The organism is Marinobacterium profundum, assembly GCF_001528745.1.
GTDB classification, from domain to species: domain Bacteria; phylum Pseudomonadota; class Gammaproteobacteria; order Pseudomonadales; family Balneatricaceae; genus Marinobacterium_A; species Marinobacterium_A profundum.
In genome coordinates this window covers 1-16,071 of record NZ_BCNS01000175.1, presented here as the reverse complement: position 1 = coordinate 16,071, position 16,071 = coordinate 1, and the positions used below count along the sequence as shown (strand labels likewise).

At 55.1% G+C, this 16,071-nt stretch carries 12 protein-coding genes; 2 read left to right on the top strand and 10 right to left on the bottom strand.

Features of this window, described 5'->3' with window-relative positions:
* Window positions 1–210: 210 nt before the first annotated feature.
* The gene (locus MPRO_RS20805; RefSeq protein WP_067297795.1) at window positions 211–1,266 is read right to left on the bottom strand and encodes a hypothetical protein; all 1,056 of its coding nucleotides are present in this window, start codon (window positions 1,264–1,266) and stop codon (window positions 211–213) included.
* 35 nt (window positions 1,267–1,301) lie between these two features.
* Entirely contained in the window at window positions 1,302–3,512 is a 2,211-nt protein-coding gene (locus MPRO_RS20800; protein ID WP_067297792.1) for a right-handed parallel beta-helix repeat-containing protein, read from the bottom strand.
* A gap of 475 nt (window positions 3,513–3,987) precedes the next feature.
* Here MPRO_RS20800 and MPRO_RS20795 point away from each other — a divergent pair, with 475 nt between their 5' ends.
* Window positions 3,988–4,569, top strand: coding sequence for an arsenate reductase/protein-tyrosine-phosphatase family protein (locus tag MPRO_RS20795; RefSeq protein WP_067297790.1), 582 nt, complete (start codon window positions 3,988–3,990; stop codon window positions 4,567–4,569).
* Here MPRO_RS20795 and MPRO_RS20790 read toward each other — a convergent pair.
* The 8 genes from MPRO_RS20790 to MPRO_RS20755 form a co-directional block, all read right to left on the bottom strand.
* On the bottom strand, window positions 4,566–5,786 hold the full coding sequence (locus MPRO_RS20790) for a carboxylate--amine ligase (RefSeq protein ID WP_158651903.1): 1,221 nt from the start codon (window positions 5,784–5,786) through the stop codon (window positions 4,566–4,568). The two genes, MPRO_RS20795 and MPRO_RS20790, sit on opposite strands and share 4 nt — an antisense overlap.
* A gap of 29 nt (window positions 5,787–5,815) precedes the next feature.
* The gene (locus MPRO_RS20785; protein ID WP_067297787.1) at window positions 5,816–6,808 is read right to left on the bottom strand and encodes a polysaccharide deacetylase family protein; all 993 of its coding nucleotides are present in this window, start codon (window positions 6,806–6,808) and stop codon (window positions 5,816–5,818) included.
* A 2-nt stretch (window positions 6,809–6,810) separates the two neighbouring features.
* On the bottom strand, window positions 6,811–8,199 hold the full coding sequence (locus tag MPRO_RS20780) for a phenylacetate--CoA ligase family protein (protein ID WP_082709016.1): 1,389 nt from the start codon (window positions 8,197–8,199) through the stop codon (window positions 6,811–6,813).
* 3 nt (window positions 8,200–8,202) lie between these two features.
* A complete protein-coding gene (locus MPRO_RS20775) occupies window positions 8,203–9,357 on the bottom strand; it encodes a TIGR03088 family PEP-CTERM/XrtA system glycosyltransferase (RefSeq protein WP_067297780.1) in 1,155 nt (384 codons plus the stop codon).
* Window positions 9,358–9,518: 161 nt separating this feature from the next.
* Window positions 9,519–10,562, bottom strand: a complete 1,044-nt coding sequence (locus MPRO_RS20770; RefSeq protein WP_369406750.1) for a glycosyltransferase family 4 protein — start codon at window positions 10,560–10,562, stop codon at window positions 9,519–9,521.
* Window positions 10,563–10,611: 49 nt separating this feature from the next.
* Entirely contained in the window at window positions 10,612–11,835 is a 1,224-nt protein-coding gene (locus tag MPRO_RS20765) for a TIGR04063 family PEP-CTERM/XrtA system glycosyltransferase (RefSeq protein ID WP_067297774.1), read from the bottom strand.
* Window positions 11,832–13,745 carry an XrtA/PEP-CTERM system amidotransferase gene (locus tag MPRO_RS20760; RefSeq protein ID WP_067297772.1) on the bottom strand — a complete coding sequence of 638 codons (1,914 nt, stop codon included), beginning with the start codon at window positions 13,743–13,745 and terminating at the stop codon, window positions 11,832–11,834. Before MPRO_RS20760 ends, MPRO_RS20765 begins: the two co-directional genes overlap by 4 nt.
* Before the next feature lie 124 nt (window positions 13,746–13,869).
* Entirely contained in the window at window positions 13,870–15,081 is a 1,212-nt protein-coding gene (locus MPRO_RS20755) for a TIGR03087 family PEP-CTERM/XrtA system glycosyltransferase (protein WP_067297769.1), read from the bottom strand.
* Window positions 15,082–15,352: 271 nt separating this feature from the next.
* Between MPRO_RS20755 and MPRO_RS20750 the strand changes: the two genes are divergently transcribed.
* Entirely contained in the window at window positions 15,353–15,790 is a 438-nt protein-coding gene (locus tag MPRO_RS20750) for a VanZ family protein (protein WP_067297766.1), read from the top strand.
* Window positions 15,791–16,071 lie beyond the last annotated feature (281 nt).

The following is a 16,071-nucleotide window of genomic DNA, read 5'->3' as shown; positions in this document are numbered from 1 at the left end:
GGCTGATGCCTTGGTGTTATTGGCAATCCAATTAAGGCCTAATAGCCTGTCGGGCTTAACACTGGCCTACTGCGGAAAAGCCGCCTCTTTTCGGTAAAGAGGCGGCATCTTATGTCCTATTTTTAAAACCACTATTCACTAGCTACATTCCTGTAGCTTGCCGGGTGGGTTTATAACGCTAATATGTACTGAATAGACTACTATTCATTCCTATTGGTCTTTAGATGGCCTGTGTTTGTACAGCAATGTTTTATCATCCACAAATAGAATTATCCCCAATTCGGGGATTGCGGCAGGAACCGGCATCTCGTACGTTCCCCAAGGGGGGTGAAAGTCATGTACGCGCCGGTATTGGTCTGTTTGGCTGTTGAACTCATACAGCGAGCGCGGGTCTAGGATAAATATCAGATAGAGCCCGGTGTTGGGGTCCACCACTACCTGGCCATCCCGGATTGTCATATCGAATGGCAGATCTTTCTGCCGGTTAAGTTGACCATTGCGCGTAAGCGTCACCACGGCTCGACTGTCGTTGCCGGCGATAAAGATCATCTCATCCAGTTTAGGGTTGTAACGCGCAATGGAGTGATAACCGGAAAAGGGCAGAGTAGTAAACGGCTCCCAGATGCCGCTCTGGGGTCTAAGCAAGTTAAGAGGAAAATTTTCTTTGCTTTTGTCTGGACGGTTTTTGTGTGCCAACAAACCTAGTCCGGGGAAGTATTCGATACTCATTTTGCTTCCCCCTCTGATTCGGGACCAAGTGCCATCCTGCAGATTATAGGCATAGGTGTAGCCCGCGAAAGATACATAGAAAATGCCGTTCTCTGGATCCAGTGCATTGCGCCCGTAAACGTGTCCGAACCCTGTCTTGCGGGTGTCTTCAAAGGCGCCCGGTTCCGGGGTATTCCAGCCAAAGGGGCCGGGAAGGACGCGCCATTCATTGCTGTCCTCGGAGTAGGCAATAAATTTGTTCTGTTTGCGAAAACCCATAAACAGGAACTGACCGGTTTTGGGATCCCACTGACCATCATCCGTCCAGCCGGCAATGTGATGCCACAATTCCTTGCCCGAATCCCGATGACCAACAAACACTTGCATAAGCCTGTGAGGGCGTTTGGCCTTGAGTTCAGCCCACTCTCCCGGCTGCATATCATGAGCCAGTTTGGAAAGTGCCGACTCCCTGGTGGCGGACTGCAGGCCGCTATCGAAGGCTAAACTTCCTAAGAGCAAGCTGCTGATGACTAGAGTTAACAAGCTACGTGTGTTCATCGGAAACCTTCTACTCATAGGACTCTGAGTTGTCGTTATCTGGTCAATGAACCGGATCTCGGCGGTGTGTCCGGCATCGGATTCAAATCGGCCGCCTGACGGCTTTTGAACATGGAATTGTGTTGAGGCTCTATCTCGATGGTGGTATCACCTATTGGCTGTTTCAGCAGGTTATTGGCGCCTTTGCTGACAATAGTGTTGTTGCTCAGTGAGAGGTGCTCGATGCCGGTGCGCCAAGTGAACAAACGGTTGTTGTCGGCATCGGGTGTTTCCCGGTCAAAGACGATCACGCTATTCCGTATGTCGATATTGCCATCCAGCAAACCGTGACGGCAATTCTTTGGTGGCTCCACACCGACTGAAATCAGGTCCTGATTGTCGGTCAGTGAGCTGCTTTGCAGTACCGAATTGTTCACCTTGAGGCTGCCCCCGCAAGAAAGATCAATCACACGACTGTGCTTGCTTTGTAAACCCAGTAACAGACTGTCGGTGATCGTCGTAGCTTTGGCGCGCGATTTTAGCAAGTGACCCAGATGCAAGGATCTTTGCAGTCTGGAGTTAGTGATATCCAGGGAGTCTATGGCGCCCGCATAAATGATGTGGCTTAAGCCTTGTCGTTTGTAGTAGCCAATATCCTCAAAAACACTGTCCTTGATAGAAAGGCTGCCGCCGCGGTTGTCAGTCATGACACCGAGGGCGGTTTTTCGAATCGAGACGTTTTCCAGGCTGACATTGAAATTGATGCCGGTTATGCGGATGCCTGCTCTATTACCGGTTTGCGCCGCACCGACGTCGGCGTTGCCTACAAAGTTACGTATTGTGACTGGTTCGTTGTTGTTGGAGATAATGTTCAGTAACCCCTTCCCGCCGGAGACTCCCATCAGTTCCACCCCCTCGAAATCCAACGTCAGGGGTTTATCGATTCGCAGACCAAAAGCGTAAAGACCCGCCGGTAATTTTAATGTCGAATGCTTTTCTGCCCGGTCTATCATTTTCTGGATATTGATAGCTGATAGCTGGCGGCCGAGTTCTGGATCGGTTGGGTGTTTGTATATCCAAAGGCCGTGGTTGTAACTGGAAATACCGGAAAAATAGTTGTTGCCCAAGTGAACCCACTTGTCGTACACGCGTGCTCGCGAGCCTCCGTAAGGCCCATTCTCAAGCCAGTTGATGGTGCGCCATACCGGAGATGGATCATCAGGATCGAGCATGAAAATGCGGGTAGTGCCATCCCACATGACAAGACTGCCATCTTTAGCAATTGCCAAGGACTTAGCGGTTGTCATCGGCAGCTTTAGGTCCTGCACAGTTCTGCCGGAGGAGTCGACGGCAACCAAGGTGTACAAGTAGACGCTCCATATCCATTTTCGGTGTGAATCATAGACAGCGTTTCCTCCGCGACTCTTGTGATCATCATGGAAGAGTTGTGGCTCCTGCAATTGCCCGTCCTTGTTCTGGTCAACCTTAAACAGCTGTTCATGGCTGCCCAATATCAGCGTGCCGTCCGGTAGCTGAACACTTCTGGCCTTGGGCCAGTAATAGTCACCTATACGTCTCCAGTTCAATGGGGCCAGGCCATTGCGGGTTTCTGATTCCGAGGGATTGAATTCATACTGGTGGGGTTTGTTTCCATCGTCCAAAAAGGTGTCTTGGGTAGCATTGTTTCCGTCTATGACTCTGGCCCCATTCGCTGGATGGCTGGCTAGCAAAATGATGGTTCCGGTCGCGCGGTTGAACAGGAGTCCATCGTTGATGTAAGAGGCCGGCGGTACGGAGCGCACATCGGGAATCCAAAAGGAGCGCTTTGAGCCTGTCCAGTGATCCAGAGGGCTTGGATTGGTGAGCCTTTTCCAGGTCCCGTCCGTTAACGAAAAACGGTAGACCTCGTTGCCGCCGTAATCGTGTCCGCCGCCGCCCATGAAATAAAATGTCTGCTCGTCGCTATCCCAGGCGGCGCTGCTCCAGGCTATGAGTACGGCCTTGGGTCCTACTGAGTGTTGAATGCGAGGCTGTTTGACTGGCCAGACATTGGCAATACCGGGCTTATCCCCGCTTGCGCGGAGCTCACACCAGCCTCCGCTCACGTCCTTTAATATCTTCATGCAGTCGGCCAGGTTTCTGCTGGTTCGGACCTCGCTGTCCTGAGCTGGCTGTGCCTTGTGGCCATGTAATTCGTCACTGCTAACCATTTTCATTGCGAGTAGTAGAACGAAGACCACACAGCCGCCGAGCAAAGTGTGTCTCATGCCGCTTATGCTCCAGATGCTTACTTCTGTGTATCCATGGCAGAGTGTAGTTGCCTAGACTGGAATTACCGCATAGCTCTGGCAAATTCTGACTCGTAAGCGGGGTGTTTCCGAGACGGTATTCCGGGACTTTCTCAATTAGTTAAGAGTCGGGGTCCATCGCCCGGAATTCGTGGTGTAGATAGTCAGACTAAGCTTGTGGAGTCAAATTTCAACAGTCGGCAATGTTGCCCCAGCTGTTCTTTTTGTCACAGTCGTCATCGTACCGGAATCCCGATGAGCCTATCTGGCCGCTCGGCCTTTAGATCGGGGAAGGAAGTGCCTTTGGATGTTCTGATTGAGGCCTAGCTTTTTAATATGGCTGTAGGGGGGAGACCCGAAAGGGTATAACTCAACAATGAGCCATCGACTGGTGGGCACGCTCTGCTTTGGCCATCCTACAATGGTATATTGAATCGAAAGAGCCAAAACAGTAATGAACTACATTCATGACAACTTTGCCAGTTTAAAGGGTCTTGTGAGGCTGCTGCTCACAGAGATGGGAGCTCGTGTGGGCTTGGACGAGGAATACCGGCAGGTCGATTTCGCCAGGGTAGAGCGGCTGGTGTTTGTCTGTCTCGGGAATATCTGCCGAAGTCCTTTTGGTGAATATGTGGCACGCTCTCATGGCATTCCCAGCGCAGGTTTCGGCTTGTCGACCACCAGCGGTGTGCCGGCTTTCGACCTCGGAGTGGAAACGGCGCTTGAACGAGGGGTAGACATGCGTTCCCACCTGACCACGGATAGTGCCGATTTCAGTATTCGGGACACTGACTTGTTGCTGGTGATGGAGTTGCGCCACGCACGCCGATTACAAGGTATGCTGTGCAAAAGCAATGCGCAAATTGCGCTTCTTGGACATTGGGCTCGGCCCAGACGGCTGCATATCCATGATCCTCATATACACGGCAAAGCCTACTTCAATTGCTGTTATGCCATTATCGAGAATGCCACTGAGAACCTGATCGAAGAGTACCTGGCTCACCGACCGGTTGCCCGGGTGGTGGAGGTAAGTTAGCGGCGCATTAATTTGCGCGCTATTGCGGCCCAGTCAGCCAGCAGGGGCTTGGGATCCGACAGGCTGAAGATGTAGTAGCGCATCTTGGGATTGAAGTAACCGCCTATGAAACCAACTACCTCCTTGAATGGGCTGAACCTAAGGCTTTTGTCCCTGATTTTGTGCGGCTGAAAGAGTATTCGAAGCAAGCGCTTGAGCTCGATCAGGGTGTTGCGACACTGAATGTCATCTCGCATCGGCTCAAGTGTCGAGGGCACCTTTCCAAGGCCCAGTACCTGGTAGCTGTACCAACCAAAGGGGGCATTGGAATGGTACGCAAGTGGCAGGCTCCCCCAGAATCGTCCATTGATCTCCATTAGCACGGCGCGATCGTTGTGTTCATCGTACCGGTATTCCACCATCGCAGGGCCTTCCCAATCGAGCTTTTGTAACAAGGCAATCGATTTATCCTGCAATGCACGGTGTTGCTCCAATGGTACACCTGCACAGAGCGACGAGAATCCGCCTTCGGGAGGCCATTCGTGGATGCGCCTATGTTGGAAGCGCAACAGAGCCTTTCCCCTGTGCATAAAGAAAAACTGGCCCAAGCCGTAACCCGGACAGTAGGCCTGAATCATCGGGAACTGGCCCAGCGGCACGTAACGCCTGAGTTGCTTGGCCAGCTCCTCGGCGTTGTGGCAGTAGATAATTTTTTCGATCGCAAGGCCGAGACGTTGGCTATCCTGCATCACCTCGTGGGGGTTGCTCCACTTCAAGATCACCGGGTATATGAGCGAGCGAGCGAGAGTGGGAAGTTCCGTCAGGTCTTTGATCGTGTGGCTTTCGGGCGAGAGGATGCCAGCTTCGGCTGCTACGCAGGCGGTACCTTGCTTGTCGAGCACCCTGGCGATAGTGTCCTTACTGGGAATCAGTGGTGTCAATCCATCCAGTCGGTCGCGACAACGATTGAGAAACAGAATATCAGTCTCGGACACGCAAAGCAGGAAGCGGGCGCCTGTGATTCTGGCGATCCGGTTGAGAAATTCTATCTGCTCTGCTTCCGTGCCCCTTGGCCAGAGAAAGCCCTCCTGCACATAGCGAGACCGTAGCCCGATGGAACCTTTCGAGCGGCCGATGGCGACCACGTGACAGTTCCGTCGACCGAACTCCCGTATCAGAGACAGGCCGATCTGGGTATCGGTGCCGAGAATAATGATTTTGTCTTGCGTATCTTTCATAGCTGGGGATATCGAACCTTTAGTGTGAGTCAGTAGACCCATACCCAATCGTTGATCCGGTTGTGGAGTTTGCGACCGATACTGAATATCGAGGGGATCTGCACGAATGGTTGCTCCAGCTCCGATTCAAGCCAGGCTTCCCGCTGGTCGGTAAAATTGACGGCGACGAAGTCCTGGTCGTACTGGTTGATGAACCGGCACAATTTTTCCAGACGACTCTGGTTGACACGGTTACGTGTCACCCGGGTGTATCTGAAGTCCGACTTCTTGATGAATTCAAACGGATGGGTCAGCATTATCACCTGTTCAACGCCAGCTCTGCGTGCGGCCCAAAGCAAATGCCGCATCTCCGGCCAGGAGCAGCTGGTGATCTGCAGAGACTTCTTGTGAGCGCCAAAGAGGTTTCTGTCCCGGTAGGTAAACACCGGCAGTTCCATGGCACCCTGTATTCGACGACGACCGGAGTCCAGTTGCAGCTCTGGCTCGACAGGCTGGAAAATGCCTAGGGCTATATTGGATGCCATGGGGATACCGACTTCAGCCATGGCACGGTAGACGTTGTAATCGGTGCGCAGGCTGCCAGTGCGCAGCGCCAGTGGGCGATGGCCGGCCCAGCGCTCAAAGATATCGGCGCAGACGGTGATGACGCGGACTATCTCCTCGTATCTGCGCCCGTCACAGTTATCGTGGCGGGGGAACGGCTCGCGGCTCTGGCCAAAGCTCAGCCAGACCGGATGGATATGCAGCTGGATGTCCTGGCTGGCTTGCTGTAACTGCTTCACTATGCTGCGCATCGGTTCGTCGCCGAAGTAAAAGTAGTTGGCGCACTCGACAAAAAAGGTGGCCGTAAGCTCGTAGCGGGCAAGGGTGTCGAGGAGAAAATACAGACCCTGCCGTTTGTTCCGGCTATCGCCATAGATGACCGGCTCGGCCAAGGGGGCATAACGTGCTGGATCTTGAAAGTGGCCTGCAATGCTGAATTCAGTATCAACCGTGATACAGATCTGTGTCCGTGTCTGCATGGTCAGGGACTCTGTTCGGTTGCGCCGGCGAGAAACGGGGGGGCGGTGCACCGATTTACAATGTACTTGAACTTGCCATTTTGTTCCACGGGGATGGTTGCAGTGTGCTGAATTGCGATTTCGGCATCGTCACCGACTACATCAAGAAGTTTTGCCCGCAGGTCAGACAGTTCGGGCTGCGCGCCGTCGCGACACACCAGCTTGAGTTCGAACTGTCTGGGGCTGTGCTGGATGAATTGAAATTGAACGACAGCCTCGTCTTCCCGGACAATGTTACCGATAAAGGCGCCGTGAATTGCAGAGCCGTCCGTGGCGCGGAGCAGGTCATTTGCACGACCGATCACGTCCATCAGGATGGGCAGCTGGCGTCCACAGGTGCAGGGTTCAGTGGAAATACGTCCGATATCGCCAGTACGGTAACGGATCATCGGGAAGGCTAGAGTCGACATATGCGTGACGACAATCTCACCCGATGTGCCGGCGGGAACGGGGTTCTGCTGGTCGTCAAGGATCTCGACGATGATGTCCTCGGCGCTGAGGTGCAGCCGCCCTGCGGGGCATTCATGGGCGATAAAGCCCGCGTCGCGACTGCCATAGCCATTCGCTACGGGGGCTTTAAATACCTGCTCTATCACCTGCCGCTGATGGTCGTAGAGTTTTTCCGCCGTGCAAAATATAACTTTGAGAGAGCCTGCGTCATAGCGACGTCCCTGCTGCAGGGCGGCCTCGGCCAGTAGAGATAGAATCGAAGGGTAACCGTAGATCATGGCGGGGTTGTAGTTCTGGAGGCGGTCAAATAGGCTCAGCAGCGCATCGCCCCTGAGGTTTTTAGCGGGGAAGAGGCGGGATCGTATCAGGCTGTCTCGCGTCTGCCTGGCCAGGCCCTGAGCACCGAGCTCGATGTCCGAGCCCCAGACAACGGCTTCGGGGTCTCCGATATCCACGCCCCACCAGCGGGTTGCTCGCCATTTGGCGGCGATATCGTGGCTGAGCCGCTCCTTGCCGACGGCAAACTCCAGCGGGTGGCCGCTGGACCCGGAGGTTTTCATAAACCTCGCAGGCTGATTGGAATGGGAGAGCAGGCGGTCTCGATTTGCACGAATCAGCTCTTTGGTCAGGCAAGGGAGACGCAGGAGAACCTGAGGGTCGCCAAAGCTGGAAGGCGAGAGTCCGCAGGCTCTGAATTGCTCGGCATAATAAGGATTACTGGCATTCACGTCGGTCAGGAAGTGCTGTAGCCGCGTGTGACAACGGGTCTGCAGCACATCCCGGGTAAGCCACTGGCTTTGTTCCAGAGCCTTTCTTAGCCCCACACTTCCGTGGCCCTTCAGCCTTTCATGCAGGGGGAACAGGCAATCGGCGACCAGTCGGGTGTATAGGGTTCGCGTCATGACTCAGGTGCGCCTAAGGTTCTGATGATGGTTTCTGTTCCTGTTTAGCGCTGCGGACTGTCCCTGGTAAAGCAGGTGATAGCGTTCGGCCATGGTTGTAAGGCTGAAATGCTGCTCGGCTCGAATGCGGCTGTTAGCACCCTGCGTGCGCAGTCGCTGCGGGTCCTTGATATACAGCCAAAGTGCCTCGGTAAGTTCTTCGACGTTATCGTTTGCGGTGATCTCGCCATTGAAACCGGGTTGTACCAACTCTCTCGCGCCGCCGACATCGGTGGTGATGACCGGAAGGCCCGCAGCCATGGACTCTAGAATGGTGTTTGATATCCCTTCGGCGAAGGAGGGTTGTACGTAGAGTGATAGGCCGGACATGACTTCTGGAATATTATCGCTGGCACCGGGAAGGGAAACCTGATCCTCAATGTCGAGGGATTTGACCAGCGCGGCGAGTTGCTGGCGACAGGGGCCATCACCAACGATGGTGAGACGTAACAGATCCCTGCGATTACCTGCCTTGTCGAGCAACCGTTCAAAGGCTCGAATCAGCAGCGAGTGATTCTTGACCTTCGCCAGGCGTCCAATTGAGCCGATGACCCATACAAACTCAGTCAATGGGACTTGTGCGGCAGGGGACCTGGGTTGAAATCGGCTGATATCGACACCGTTGCAGATACGTTCGATGCGCTTGGAGGAGATACCTACCCGGCCTGTGAGATAGCGTTCGGTTTCAGCGGAAAGGGCGACATAGCGGCTGATGAGAGGGCTGAACAGTTTGCGGATTAACGCTGGCTTTCTGCGGATCTTGGCTTCCTCAGAATCCCAGCCGTGTTCACCGTGTATCCGAACGGGCACGCGGGCCAGCCAGGCGATTGCCTGGCACTCGAGGGTATTCAGGTTCCGGGTATGGACGATGTCGGGGCGAAGCTCTCGAAGCAGGCTGTAAAGTCGCTTCAGGTAGCCGATATCCTTACCGGGCGCTTTGTTCAGCGTGTGGATGGAAACGCCATCGGCCTGAATCCTGCCGAAGAACTCGGGATTGTAACCCGACAGGCAGAGGATGGAGTGACGATACCCAGGACTGGGAAGGCAGTTGAGAACATTAACGATGCCGTTTTCCAAGCCACCGATGTCAAACCGGAATACGATATGGCAGATATGCATCAATGGGTCCCTTCGCTCCTTTAAGCTAAAAAGGATTCTCAGTATCTAGAGGTTAGTCTGAATGCTGACTTTTCATAGCCAAACCGGTCAAAGTTTAAGCATCCGACGGCCTCTCATCTACACACGCTACTATTAATCTGTCGGGTTACTGTCAAAAGTGTTCATTTTTTCGTTTCAATGGCTTGCTGGTAGCTGTGCAACAGGTCCTTTTTCACGGAATCCCAATGAAACCGTCGGCTAAAACTCAGCCCGGTGGATTTCAATCGGTTTCGCAGATCATCATCTTCGAGTACACGAAGGGTGGCGGCGGCCAGCGCACTGCTGTCTTCCAGATCGACCAATAGCGCCGTTTCCCCGTCAGTGACCAGCTTTGGGATACCGCCGGCACGGGTGGATACTACTGGCAGAGCGCTACCAAGTGCTTCGATAATGGAGTTGGGCGAGTTATCTACCCTGCTCGGGTTGAGCAGAAGATCGGCTTGGCGGTACAGCTCGGCCACCTCCTGACGCGCCAGTCGACCGCGGAACTCCACTCGATCAGCCACCCCCAAGTCCTCCGCCTGGCGCTTGAGTGAAGCCCGCTCAGGGCCTGAGCCAGCGATTACTAGCCTAACCCCTGGAAAGCGCGCTTGCACAGCAGGGAGTGCCTGCAAGGCCAAATCGATGCCATAGATCAATTCGAGGTTCCGGGTAATGAGCAGAATAGGCCCGGCTGAGGTGGGTGAGGCCCTGGGCTTTGCCGGGTTGGCTGGGAAAAAACGGGACGGGTCCAGTGTATTGGGGATGATGCGTGTCGATAGCTGGTGCCCGGCGAATACTTCGGCAAGAAAACCAGAGGGCACCACGCAGGCGCTGGCCCGACGCAGCGTTGGTCGGATCCAGCGCCAGTCGCGCTTGAAGAAAGCCGCAGCATTACCACCACGGTAGTTGACGATGATTGGCGTTCCTCTCAGATATGCGATCCAGATCGCGGGAGTTGCGAACAGATACCAGGACCAGCCCGAGTTGGCCATTAGGTGTACCACGTCGGCGCGCCCGAGCCTGCACCAAAGCGCTCGAAGGTAGGGCAGTAGGCGAAACAGCGCCCGCAGTCCTCGCCAGCGTCCTATCCAGGCCGGGCGGTAGGGCGCGTTAACGGCGACCAGTGCGACCTGGGCTCCCTCCTGTTCAAGCAGGTGGCAGAGTTCTGCTGTCTGGCTTGCCATTCCTCCGGCGGGCGGAGGGACCGGGCCAATTACACAGATTCGCAGGGCATTAAACGCCATCAGTTGTGCAAGCTCCCGCGATAGCCGCGTAAATGGGGTGGTATCGACCTACACTTGCGACCCAGTTTCGCTCCTGTTCGACAAACTCACGCCCTCGAGCCACTAGACTTTCGTCGGAGGTAGTATGCAGAAACATCGATTCGAGGGCGCTTGCCAAGGCAGCCGGATTGTTTGCGGCGAAAAGGTAGCCGTTCTCCCCGTGGGTTATCAGTTCCTTGTGCCCGCCTACGTCGGACGCCAGTACCGGCTTGCCCTGTGCCATGGCCTCCATGGGTTTGAGTGGAGTCACCAGTTCGGTCAGGCGCATGGATTTACGAGGATAGACCAGCGCATCGAGCACACTGTAATAGCGGGGGACATCCTGATGGGGCACTCGTCCTGTGAATATGATTTGATCCTTGACATCGAGGTCGCAGGCCAGCTGTTTGAGAGCGTTTTCCTGGGGGCCTCCACCTACCAGAAGTACCCGCAGGTGTGGTAGGGTGGCGCGTAGTTTTGCGACTGCTTGAATCAATATATCCAGGCCTTCATATTCGTAGAATGAGCCGATAAAGCCGATTACAGGCTGGTCACTCAGGCTATGCAGCTGAAGAATGTCCGCAGATTTCCCGATCAGCAGTGGAAACTGCTCCAGATCGACTGCGTTGGGAATGGTCGTGATACGTTGTGCTGGTACCCCCCTGGCAATAATATCTTGCCGCAGGCCGTGGCAGATACAGGTCACTGCGTCGGCCCGTTTGAGTACATGGGTTTCAAGAGCGCGGGTGAGACGGTAGCGCATTCCGCCTTCGGAACTGGTGCCGAGATTGACGGCGGCGTCTTCCCAAAATGCCCGTACCTCGTACACCAGTGGCAGGCTGGCTTTGCGCGCGGCGTGCAGAGCAGCAACCCCGTTGAGGGCGGGCGAGTGAGCGTGGATGATATCCGGCCGTTCTTGAGCGATAACCTCTGCGATTCTGCGGCTCAAGAGCGGAATGATGGCTAATTGATTGGCAAAGGGTATAGCCTGTATCCAACCGGGTACGCCTTCACAGCGGTAAAAGTCCAGACCTTCCACCTGCTCTTTTGACTTGTCGGTGCGCCCCTGTTTTGGGCTGGTCAGATGGCAGGTTTGCAGTCCCTGAGCGCGCTGGTTTTCCAAGATTGCGCGACTTCTAAACGTATAGCCGCTGTGCAAGGGGATGGAATGGTCAAAAATGTGCAGTATCTTCATGCAGCGGCTGCCTGATCACCGGCCATTGAGCGCCTGATACTGGCCTCGAACATCAGCAGCGCCCAAAGCGTAACGCTGTGGTCGCTCGTCCCGCGAATGTGTTCGTCGGCTAGGCGGTTCAGCGTCTTTTGATTGAAAATTCCCAGGGTTTGCAGATGCCCGCGAAGGATGCGTTGACGCAGGGTGTCGGCCAGGGGGCCACGCATCCAGCGGGCGACGGGCACGCCAAATCCCATTTTGGGTCGGTAGAGCACATTGCTAGGTAGGTGAGGCTCCAGCGCGCGCTTGAAAATGTACTTGCCTTCACGGCGCTGTAGTTTCAGGTTTGCGGGAATGCGGTTGGCCCAGCCCAAAAACTCGTGGTCGAGGAGTGGCACCCGAACTTCCAGGCTGTGGGCCATACTTGCACGATCCACCTTAGTGAGGATGTCACCGGGCAGGTAGGTCTTCATATCCAGATACTGGATCAGAGACAGTGGGTCGTCGCCATCAAACTGCTGTTTGTGACCTTCGAACACTTCCAGCGGGCGGTAGCCGTTCAGGCGTTTGTTAAATTCGGGCGTGAACAGCTGCTTGAATATCAACTCGGGCGTGAAGGATACGGTATGTAGGTAGGCGGCCAGTGCCTCGCGCTGCAGTGCCTGGAAAGTCGATTTGGCACGCAGATACTTCGGCGCCCGATCCAGTTTAGGGTAGTAGTTGCCCAGCAGGCCAAATACCGGCTTGCGAATCGCCGACGGGACCAGTCCGCGTATCCGTTCTTCAAGCATATGCCAGCGGTAACGGCGGTAGCCCGCGAACAGCTCATCGCCGCCGTCGCCGGACAGGCAGACGGTAACCCGCTTTTTAGCCTGTTCACAGACGCGGTAGGTCGGGATCGCAGAGCTGTCGGCGTAGGGTTCGTCATAGAGGCCTGACAGGGTGTCGAGCAAACCGAAATCGTCCACCGCCACCTGGTGCTCCTGGTGATTGGTCTGGTAGCGCTCGGCCACCTGGCGCGCGAACTCAGTTTCATTGAAGCTGGGCACGTCGAAACCGATGGAGCAGGTGTTAACCGGCTGCTCCATTAGTCCGGCCATCAGGGCAACCACGGCGCTGGAGTCGACCCCGCCAGAGAGGAAGGCGCCGATCGGTACTTCGGAAACAAGGCGTATTCCCACCGCCTCGCGCAGCCGTTCGATCAGCTCCTCATCAAGTTGCTTTTGGTCACGCACCTGCAAGGGGTCAGCGAAGCTGGCGTCCCAGTACTGCTCGATAGTGGGTTGAGTCTGGCCCCGTTTCAGCAGCAGGGTATGGCCCGGTGGCAGTTTATGGACACCGGAAAATATCGATTTGGGGTCGGGTATGTAGCCAAAAGTGAAGTAGTCGGCAATAGCGCGGGCGTCGAGCTGGTGGTCGAGCTGTGGAAGGCACTGCAGTGCCTTGAGCTCGGAGGCAAAGGCCAGCTGGCGGCCATTAATCAGACTGTAGTAGAGCGGTTTGATCCCCAGGCGGTCGCGGGCGATGAAGAGTTGCTCGCTGTCCTTGTCCCAGATGGCAAAGGCGAACATGCCGCGCAGTCTATTGACGCAGGCCTTGCCCCAAGCCTTCCAGGCCTGCAGGATTACCTCGGTGTCCGAATGGGTGCGAAATCCAGCGCCGAGACCTATGAGTTCTTCTCGCAGGGATGCAAAGTTGTAGATCTCGCCGTTGAAAACGATGACCGCGTTGTCCTCGGCGTTGACCAGCGGCTGCTGGCCGCTGGCGATGTCGATGATGGACAGACGCCTGTGGGCCAACCCCAGAGGTCCGGCAATGTAGGTGTCGCCGGCGTCCGGCCCGCGGTGAGTCTGGATGTCGTTCATTTGTTGAAGCTGTCCGGCATCGACCGGTTGAAGATCTAGGTTAAGCAGTCCAGCGATTCCGCACATAAAGGGTCTTCCTATCCCGAGGCTACGTTCGAAGCGTGGTAAGGGTTTCGATAACTTGCCACCATGGCATCAAGGCCGCCGGTGCCGAAGCGATATACCACATGGGCGATATGGCGCTGGGTGCTCATGTCGTGGCGCCTTCTAGCAAGGTGGATAGCGGGCCCAATGTTTTATCCCAGCCGAATTGATTCACTACCCAAGCTCGGTTGGCAGTGGTATTTGCGGGGTGTTCGCGCTCCAACAGGCGGTTGCAGGCGTTGATAAAGTCGTCAGGCGAATCGGCGATCTCAAGACAGAGTTCGGGGTGGTGATGAATTCCCTCCATGGCCATGGAGGTGGCTACGATCGGTTTGCCCATAGCCATGGCTTCAAGCACCTTGTTCTGAATCCCTCGAGCGATCTGCAGCGGGGCTACTACCAGTTCTGCGTGATGCAAATAAGGCCGTACATCCAGTACGCGGCCGGTGACATGGACGCCTGGCAAGCGTTCGAGCGCACAGGTTGCTGCTGTGGGGTTGCCGCCGACGATATAAAAGTGCAAATCAGGGTACAGCTGTTTCAATCTGGGCCACACCTGCTTACAAAACCAGTCTGTGGCGTCGACGTTGGCCCAGTAATCCATGGCCCCGGTAAACACCAGATAGGGGGTCTGGCAACAAGTTTCCGGGGCCTCAAAGCCTGCAGCTGGATTGAAGTAACGGGTATCTACGCCGTTGAGCAGATGAACCACCTTGGATACAAGCGAGGCTGGCAGCTGGTTGCTGAACAGGCGTGCCTCTTCGTTGGAGACGAACACGCAGGTGTCAAAAACTTCGGCAATCTGGTTTTCATAAAGGCGCAGTGTGCGGTGCTCGCGCTGGTAAACCCAACGGGCGAGCCCCTGCTTTTTGTCTGCGTACTGAGCCCATTTGTCGGAATCCACATCCACAAAATCGATCACTCGTTTCAAGTGGGAGAAACGTTCCCCTTCCAGGTACTGCGCCATCGATGAGGAGAACACAAGCGCGCGCTCGATGGCGTGCTGATCGATTGTTTGCGTGACCCACTGCTGCATCTGTGAAGTCTGATAGTAGGGGAGTGTAATGGGCCTGCCGCTGCTCAAGGCCTTGAGCCCCTTGAGATAACGTGAGGACTTTTTTAGCGGTACGCAGTTAAGCGATTCGCAAAAGGGTACGAGTTTATCGGCGTACTGCCAGTCCTGCGCGTCATCGACAAAACAGCCAAGGTGCACCTTGTACTGACTGGCAAGCGCCTTTAGCAGGTGATAGGAGCGGATCTTATCGCCTTTATTGGGTGGATAAGGAATGCGGTGGACCAGAAAAACAATATGCTCCATGTACGCTTAATCCTGTGGCTGATGCCTGAGACTAAAATCCATAGCGCTGCAGCTTGTGTAGCTTACGAAGAGGCCGTACCACATTATTATCCTGTTTAGTTTCGAGAGCTATGTGAATGTCAGGCTGGCAGACCCTGCGCCGACGACGCTTGGAGTGAGCCGCACAGGCAGTCTAGGTCATGGGCTATCGGTGTGCAAAAATGCAATTGTCCTCCATGCTTGGGCGTGGTTGGACAGGGTCCGGGTAACTCGTACATCAGGGAGTATCTGTGTGGAAATCAACGTCAAAAGATCGATGGCTAACAGCCAGCGTCAGCGGCTGGCACATACCATCGGTGCCCTGGGCGCGGCACTGGCCTATATGGTGCTACTGCATCGGGTATCGTCAATTCCGGGCAAGGTAGAATCGCCAGGGGCTGTGGAATTTGTCTACCTCACTCTGACGCCTACCATGCAGAACCTGCTGCATATCCCTGCTTTCGCGGTATTGGCTGTGCTTTTTAGTCATGCACTGCCGAAAACGGCGGGATGGGCAGTGGCGACATTACTGATAACAGCGGGGTACGGCGCTTACGATGAGTGGTTCCAGTTGGGGGTTCCCGGGCGCTACGGCAGTCTGACCGATTGGGTGCTGGACCTGCTTGGTGCGCTTTTTGGTGTTGCTCTCTACCGTTACCTGTCCGCACGCACGCAAAAAAGTTGCGGCTAGGAGGCTGTCCGAGAATGCTGGCCGTAGCGAGAGCCGACTGATTTGAGCGGGTTTTTGCGGTGTTTTAAGGCGAATAGTGGTTCTATTTAACGCAAAACAGCACAAAAAACAGCCAAACTCAGGTGGCTCGCAGTAGGTTGAGTATTGTCGGACAGCCTCCTAGGCATAATGAATTATTTGGCGGACATCGAACGCGGGCTGCGCTTTCAACGGCATTGTTGAGGTAGCTCCCAATATTTAGGGAGGAGGCGTCAGAATGGGGGTACTTGCTTTTGGGGTAT

Excerpts from the sequence above, each read along its gene's own strand:
- MPRO_RS20785 (WP_067297787.1), bottom strand. The coding sequence starts at position 6,808 with ATGCAGACACGGACACAGATCTGTATCACGGTTGATACTGAATTCAGC.
- MPRO_RS20765 (WP_067297774.1), bottom strand. The coding sequence starts at position 11,835 with ATGAAGATACTGCACATTTTTGACCATTCCATCCCCTTGCACAGCGGC.
- MPRO_RS20775 (WP_067297780.1), bottom strand. The coding sequence starts at position 9,357 with ATGCATATCTGCCATATCGTATTCCGGTTTGACATCGGTGGCTTGGAA.
- MPRO_RS20755 (WP_067297769.1), bottom strand. The coding sequence starts at position 15,081 with ATGGAGCATATTGTTTTTCTGGTCCACCGCATTCCTTATCCACCCAAT.
- MPRO_RS20770 (WP_369406750.1), bottom strand. The coding sequence starts at position 10,562 with ATGGCAAGCCAGACAGCAGAACTCTGCCACCTGCTTGAACAGGAGGGA.
- MPRO_RS20805 (WP_067297795.1), bottom strand. The coding sequence starts at position 1,266 with ATGAACACACGTAGCTTGTTAACTCTAGTCATCAGCAGCTTGCTCTTA.
- MPRO_RS20795 (WP_067297790.1), top strand. The coding sequence starts at position 3,988 with ATGAACTACATTCATGACAACTTTGCCAGTTTAAAGGGTCTTGTGAGG.
- MPRO_RS20760 (WP_067297772.1), bottom strand. The coding sequence starts at position 13,745 with ATGTGCGGAATCGCTGGACTGCTTAACCTAGATCTTCAACCGGTCGAT.
- MPRO_RS20780 (WP_082709016.1), bottom strand. The coding sequence starts at position 8,199 with ATGACGCGAACCCTATACACCCGACTGGTCGCCGATTGCCTGTTCCCC.
- MPRO_RS20800 (WP_067297792.1), bottom strand. The coding sequence starts at position 3,512 with ATGAGACACACTTTGCTCGGCGGCTGTGTGGTCTTCGTTCTACTACTC.
- MPRO_RS20790 (WP_158651903.1), bottom strand. The coding sequence starts at position 5,786 with ATGAAAGATACGCAAGACAAAATCATTATTCTCGGCACCGATACCCAG.